The sequence below is a fragment of the Pseudomaricurvus sp. genome, from assembly GCF_965662505.1.
In the GTDB taxonomy this organism is placed as follows: Bacteria; Pseudomonadota; Gammaproteobacteria; order Pseudomonadales; family Cellvibrionaceae; genus Pseudomaricurvus.
In genome coordinates this window covers 1-6,260 of sequence record NZ_CBFIHX010000161.1, presented here as the reverse complement: position 1 = coordinate 6,260, position 6,260 = coordinate 1, and the positions used below count along the sequence as shown (strand labels likewise).

The 6,260-nt window shown below is 47.7% G+C and carries 6 protein-coding genes; 4 read left to right on the top strand and 2 right to left on the bottom strand.

Features of this window, described 5'->3' with window-relative positions; translation table 11 throughout:
* Both ACTG33_RS15585 and ACTG33_RS15580 read left to right on the top strand, forming a co-directional pair.
* The coding region (locus tag ACTG33_RS15585; RefSeq protein WP_439136144.1) for a hypothetical protein at positions 1 to 468 on the top strand (468 nt) is incomplete at its 5' end.
* A gap of 111 nt (positions 469 to 579) precedes the next feature.
* Complete coding sequence (locus ACTG33_RS15580) at positions 580 to 1,200, top strand: carboxymuconolactone decarboxylase family protein (RefSeq protein WP_439136143.1); 621 nt, start codon at positions 580 to 582, stop codon at positions 1,198 to 1,200.
* A gap of 97 nt (positions 1,201 to 1,297) precedes the next feature.
* Here the strand turns inward: ACTG33_RS15580 and ACTG33_RS15575 are convergent, their stop codons facing one another.
* Entirely contained in the window at positions 1,298 to 2,833 is a 1,536-nt protein-coding gene (locus ACTG33_RS15575) for a carboxylesterase/lipase family protein (protein ID WP_439136142.1), read from the bottom strand.
* Between the two features lie 139 nt (positions 2,834 to 2,972).
* Positions 2,973 to 4,223: a nucleoside permease gene (locus tag ACTG33_RS15570; RefSeq protein WP_439136141.1), complete on the bottom strand. Its 1,251-nt coding sequence runs from the start codon at positions 4,221 to 4,223 to the stop codon at positions 2,973 to 2,975.
* 194 nt (positions 4,224 to 4,417) lie between these two features.
* Between ACTG33_RS15570 and ACTG33_RS15565 the strand changes: the two genes are divergently transcribed.
* Positions 4,418 to 5,221, top strand: a complete 804-nt coding sequence (locus ACTG33_RS15565) for an AraC family transcriptional regulator (RefSeq protein WP_439136140.1) — start codon at positions 4,418 to 4,420, stop codon at positions 5,219 to 5,221.
* A gap of 163 nt (positions 5,222 to 5,384) precedes the next feature.
* Entirely contained in the window at positions 5,385 to 5,831 is a 447-nt protein-coding gene (locus ACTG33_RS15560) for a Dabb family protein (RefSeq protein ID WP_439136139.1), read from the top strand.
* Positions 5,832 to 6,260 lie beyond the last annotated feature (429 nt).

Genomic DNA, 6,260 nt, shown 5'->3' with positions numbered 1-6,260 from the left:
TACCTGTTCACCATCTGGGGCGGCACCCATCGTCCCGGCATCGACATGGAAGCCTTGGGTTACACAAAAGAAATGGCCGGTCACGAAAATGACCCTGTCATGGAACGTGAAAACCCTGAATTAACAGATGGCGCCTATTTCGGTCCTTCACGCGGACACCTGTTCCCTAAATACGCTCGCATGATCGGCATGCCACGAGGCTACGGTTACGGTGCATCGATGGGTGCCTGGATACTGGATTACCTGGCTGGCTGGGCTGGCGAATGGGGACAAGTGGTTCACTGCAAATCGTCTTACAGAGCCCCCGCCTTTACCGGTGACGCAACCTACATGAGTGCGAAAGTGGTCGACAAAATCGTGACCGAAGACGGCGAGCACCACATTCAGGTTGATTGTGCATTGAAAACGCAAACGGGTAAAACCATTGCAACTGCTATCGCAGAAATCGCGCTACCTAAACGCGGCTAATCTATTAGAGGGCTTGTACATCAAGCCCTCTTTTAATATCGCTGATAGCCATTGATTTACTATTTGTGAAGTACCCTGAGCGAAATAAGTACCATGAGTGAAATAAGTAACATGAGCGACACCCCAAAACAAAATCTGACCACGCCCGCACAATGGACGGAGGAGATGCTTGACGGACTCAACGCGTTTCCTCACGGACTGAAATTTGTCCTCGATGGTTGGGAGAAAGAAGGGACGGCCGTACGTGGTACCAATATTCTGGCAAGTCTGGCGGACTACCCCGCTCTGGCTAAAGCATTCCTGACGTTCAACTGTCATGTTGCTACCGCAAGCACCCTGTCTGCTCGCGAGCGAGAAATTTTAATTTTACGTTTGTCCTGGTTACGCAAGTGTGAATATGAGCATGTCATGCACATCATTCTTGGAAAACGCGCAGGACTAAGCGAGGAAGAAGTCGAAGCGACTCAGACAGGGCCCGATGCGAATGCCTGGAACTCTCAAGATGCTGATCTGGTACGAGCGGTTGATGAATTATCCAATCAGGCACGTATTAGTGATGCAACGTTTAACCAACTGTCTAAACATTACAGTCAGCAGCAAGTGATGGACATGATCTTTCTCGTTGGCTGCTACGAAACCATGGCCATGCAGATACGCAGCTTCAACGTCCCCGTGGAAAGCAGCGAGCCAGGGTTAGACCCAGACATCAAAGCAAAAATGATGTCTCAATAAAGAAGACATCCAGATTATCCCCTCGCTAGCTCGTAATAAACTGGGTAGTAACAGCTAAACCAGGCGTTAATCTAGCCAATCACCCTTTTATAGTCCGTTACTCACGGGACAACACTCGTTGGTACAGTACGGACATAACCTCTGCTTTAACCGAATCTGGTGCAGTGTTTTTATCAAGCTTCAACCATTGATGATTGGCGTCTGTATAAGTAGGCCAGACTGGCAATTCAGCACCATTCGGATTGCCTTGCTTCGCAAAATTGATCCAGTAATGACGTAGGTTGTCTCCCAGTTTTTTCAACTCCGATGAAGGGATCTTATCTCCATGAAAAATCAAATACTGATCCATACCGTGAGGAGTTCCGGGGGCGCCGGCGGAAGGCGCCAGGTCGTTATAGTAGAGCCAGACCGGAGCTTCTTTCTTTTGCCAGGCCTGCCCCAAATAGTAAGCTGCCAATAGATAACGCTCGTCACCAAAAGCACGACTGTACGCGAGTTCTGGGGATTTACGATAATCGTCAGCATAGAGTTGCTGCAGCTGCTTACTCTGCCCCGACCAAGTTTGTTGATAGTCGATCATGGATATCCCCGAATGGGGCATGATGCTGCCTTCAAAACTATTGCCCCCAGTAATCAAGGCGACGTTTTCGGAGCGACTGCCAACCAAACGATATGGTTGATCTTCAATGGTATTGCCATCCACGATGGGACGATGAAAACCGGTCACTAATTTGACCAATTGAATCGCACTCAAACTGTGTAACGCTTTTTGTGTTGCTCCCTTTTCTAATATTGGCTCAACCAGTGCTGCGCCGGCCATTTCGGCCGATACTGTCGGTTGATTATTGATATCCAGTACCGACTTATCTTGCTCATTTTGAGTCGTTGGTAGTGGCCAAGTAATGTAACCACTTTGCGCGATGGCTTTTTGGAATAATCCATCGGCGTGTTTACTGGCCAACAACAGATCAACCATCATCCCGCCTGCTGACACACCAAAAATGGTGATATTTTGTGGGTCACCGTGGAATGCGGCGATGTTGTCTTGTAGCCATTGCAATGCCTGTATCGCATCGGTCAACCCGTAGTTAGCGACATCAGAATTCAGTGCGGGGTGAGCAAAGAACCCAAGCGGCCCGAGTCGATAATTGAGTGACACTACAATCACACCCTGCTCTGCCAATATTTCACCCGGAATATGACTGTTACCGCCGACAAAGCCGCCACCGTGAATCCACACCATGACAGGAAGAGGTGATTCAACCGTTTCCGGCCGCCAGACATTCAACGTCAGACAATCCTCATTCATGACCAAATTTGGCATTCGAGGATTGTCAGGCTGTACGCATGCAGGTCCGAAGCTGTTTGCCTCAAGAATACCCTGATGCGGAGCAATCGGTGCCGCGACTTTCCAACGTCGTTCGCCAACAGGTGGCATAGCATAGGGAATACCCAGAAAGCGCTCGGTGCCGTTTTCGACTACACCACTGATGCGCCCTTGTTTCAGAGTGACAATTTCAGCGCTTTGCTCTTCCGAGATATCCGATTGGGCTGTCGCTGCTCCTATCCAGGTCACGCATAAAAATAAAAGAACAACTGAATATTTTTGCGCCGAGAAAAACCGTAAAAGCATATCTGTTACCTTATCTTTCCTGACCCAGCGACCAACTCTTTAGGTGATCAACCGTATTCACTTGACCGAACATGCACGGCAAATCGTATGGTATTTTTGTTCACCCGAGAAAACTCAGGATCCTTTGTATCAGCCAGGTTTATGATGAAGCCTTCGCAGCATCACTTTTGGTTGCGCTGTTTGATTGCTCTTTAAAACATAAGCTAAACAGAACGAGTATCACAACAGAAAATACAGCCGGAACAAACCAAATACTGGACCAGTCATGACCTGTTGGGATTGTATAATGATCTGTGATTTGACCCGCAACGCCAAAACCAATAAGCATCCCTACACCGTAGGTTGCCAACGTCACCAAGCCCTGAGCGGAGCTCCGATAATGTTGTTTGGCCGTGTTGTCAGTGTATATCTGACCGGTAACAAAGAAAAAGTCGTAGCAAATACCGTGCAGCGCGATACCAATCATCAGCATCCATACTTGATCGCCACTCTCACCCAAGGCAAACAAAGCATAGCGCAATGCCCAGGCGGCCATGGCCAACATTAACGTCAGCTTGATACCAAAGCGCGTCAGAAAAATGGGCACACACAGCATCAACAACATTTCGGACACCTGACCGATAGTCATTTTTGCAGTGGAGTTTTCTATGCCAATTTCGGTCAAGAAAGGACTGGCGTTTTGGTAGTAAAACGCCAGTGGGATACAAATCAAAACAGATGCGATAAAAAATATGAAAAAATTACGTTCTTTAAGCATCTGCAAAGCATCCAGCCCGAGCAAGCTACCAATCGTTGAAGCGCCCTCTTGAACTGGCTGCGGAGGAGTTGCAGGCAAAAAGAAACTGAACACCCCAAGAAACCCCGAGGCAATAGCGGCCATCAAAAAGGTATATCTAAGTTCGCCGGCAGTGATGGCACTGGCAGAATCCCAGGAAAAGGCAAAGCTGATCATCAGACCCGCAACGATCCAACCAATGGTTCCCCACACGCGAATGTTGGCAAACTCCCGTGTTGGGCTTTTCAAATGGGCAAAAGAGATGGAGTTGACGAGTGCCAGGGTTGGCATATAGACAATCATGTAGGCCAGCACGACAGGATAGAATAGCGAAAAGTCATCAGCCGAATACAAGACGTACATCAGTGCAGCGCCGCACAAGTGCAGTACACCGAGAATGCGTTCGGCATTAAAGAAACGATCGGCAATCAGACCAATAATAAATGGCGCAACAATGGCCCCCCAAGACTGAGTGGAAAATGCCATGCCTATCTGGCCGCCGGTGGCCGTTAGGTTGTTAGCCAGGAACGTACCCAGGGTGACAAACCACGCCCCCCAAATGAAAAATTGCAAGAACATCATGACGCCAAGTTGCGGCTTTGAGGAATATTTCATGGATTATTATCTCTGTGTATTATGGTTTTCTATAGCCATACCAAGCCTGCTGCTGGCCCTTATGCTACTCAATACAGCTCTATCAGGTTAGTAGAGATTCTTCAAAAATTGGGACAAAATCGGCGTCGGGCGCTTATTTTTGATATGCTCCAAGGATACATTGTTTTGATAAGAGCCTAAAAAGCCCACTAATTTTGAAGCCTATTGATATGCCTGATCACTCGCCCATTGACGTTTCGAGCCTGCTCAATCACATACAACCAACCCAATTAGTTGCCGTTCTGGACCTTATTCCAGATACGCTTTTCTGGATGAAGAATACAGCAGGCCAACTTGTGTGCGCTAATCAGCTATTTCTTGAAACCTTCAATTTGGGTTCCGAAAAAGAAGCACGGGGTTTAACCGATTTTGACTTTGTCCCGAAGCATCTTGCAGAACAGTTTATGGCTGATGATGACAGGGTAATGCAGGGTGAGGTGATTGATGACGTACTGGAAATGAATACCTTGAACCGCGGCGAAATCACCTGGTTTTCAACCACCAAACGCGCTTTATACGATGCTGAAGGGCAATGTATCGGGACCTATGGCGTCTCCTGGCGTTTGAATCAATCGGTACTTGATAAAAAGTTTATGAATCAACTCAAAGAACCGATGGACTTTATTCGCAAACACTACCACCAGCCGATAACCATCGGAGACATTGCCGCGGCTTGCAACCTTTCCATCAGTGCTTTGGAAAGACGTTTTCACAATTATCTGGGGCAAACCCCTAAACAGTTTTTGACGGAGTTTCGATTGGTTATCGGGCATCGTTTGCTGCTGAATACGACAGACTCTATCGCTAAAATTGCCTCTCAGATAGGTTATACCGAACCCGGTTACTTCACTCGACTTTATACCCGTCATTATGGACAAAGTCCGAGTGCAAGCCGCCGAAAGCCAGAGCGGGACAGGAAACCTCCCTCCCCGCAAGATTTTGATAGGTGCAGCTCATAAGGCATGAACGTTTTATATTTTGAAACAAATACACAGATCAGAACCTGTAGACCCTCACTGTAATACCATTCTTTCAAAGGTGCTCTGCTAGAGTGCCAGAAAATCAAGAGACCTAGTGTATGGTATCACCAACTATTGATAGCCCAGTTATTTTGGAGAAGAAATGAACGTAGAAAAGCGCAACTCTCGCAGCGGCACCAGTAGACGTAGATTCCTAACAGCCAGTACGTTGGCAGGCGCCTCACTGGCAACTTCCTTAGTATCCGGCGGCGAGTATGAAAGCGGGAAGATAGGGAATCTCCAAGGCTTGGTGCATGTTGCCTACTTCTGGCTGAAGAACCCCGGGTCTGAGGAGGACCGTCAGACCCTGATTGACGGAATCAAGCAGTTGGCGCAGATTCCATCGGTAAAAACCCTGCACGTTGGCATTCCTGCCACAACAGAAAAGCGTGACGTGGTAGATAACAGTTTCCAGGTTGCCGAGATCATGCTATTCGACAGCGTGGAGGATCAAAAAACCTACCAAGACCACCCACTTCATCAGCAGTTTGTCGAACAGCACGCCCACCTGTGGGACCGGGTCGTTGTTCACGACTCTGTGAGCGCATGATGGTAATACGGTTTGCCGGTGGGCAGGGCAAGTCCAGTGCGGATATGCGTTACCGGCTCACCATACTTCCTCCGCTCTAAAGAATTCACTATATTAAAATATGTAAATTTTAATGATTCATATTTGAGTTAAACAAAAAGTAAAATCTCAGCTTGAGCCAAAGCAATAGACGCTATTGAACATGCGGTTAAGCGCCTGGCAGATCAAAGCCGGCGCTTAACAACTAGGGCGTCCTGACTCGTCTTTTGATTATCGACTCTGGCCCCTGCAGTCACGGGCTAATGCAACGCAAGTTGTTTCATAACGCGGCGAAACACCAATTTAAACCGCCCAACCACTGTAAACGTTTACATATCGCACATAGGTATTTAAAATACCTTTTCAGACTGTGTCCCCAATCTCGGGCAAACAACGGATCAGAACAATAAC

Bases quoted from the DNA above. Each gene is read 5' to 3' on its own strand.
- ACTG33_RS15570 (WP_439136141.1), bottom strand. From the start codon at position 4,223: ATGAAATATTCCTCAAAGCCGCAACTTGGCGTCATGATGTTCTTGCAA.
- ACTG33_RS15560 (WP_439136139.1), top strand. From the start codon at position 5,385: ATGAACGTAGAAAAGCGCAACTCTCGCAGCGGCACCAGTAGACGTAGA.
- ACTG33_RS15580 (WP_439136143.1), top strand. From the start codon at position 580: ATGAGCGACACCCCAAAACAAAATCTGACCACGCCCGCACAATGGACG.
- ACTG33_RS15575 (WP_439136142.1), bottom strand. From the start codon at position 2,833: ATGCTTTTACGGTTTTTCTCGGCGCAAAAATATTCAGTTGTTCTTTTA.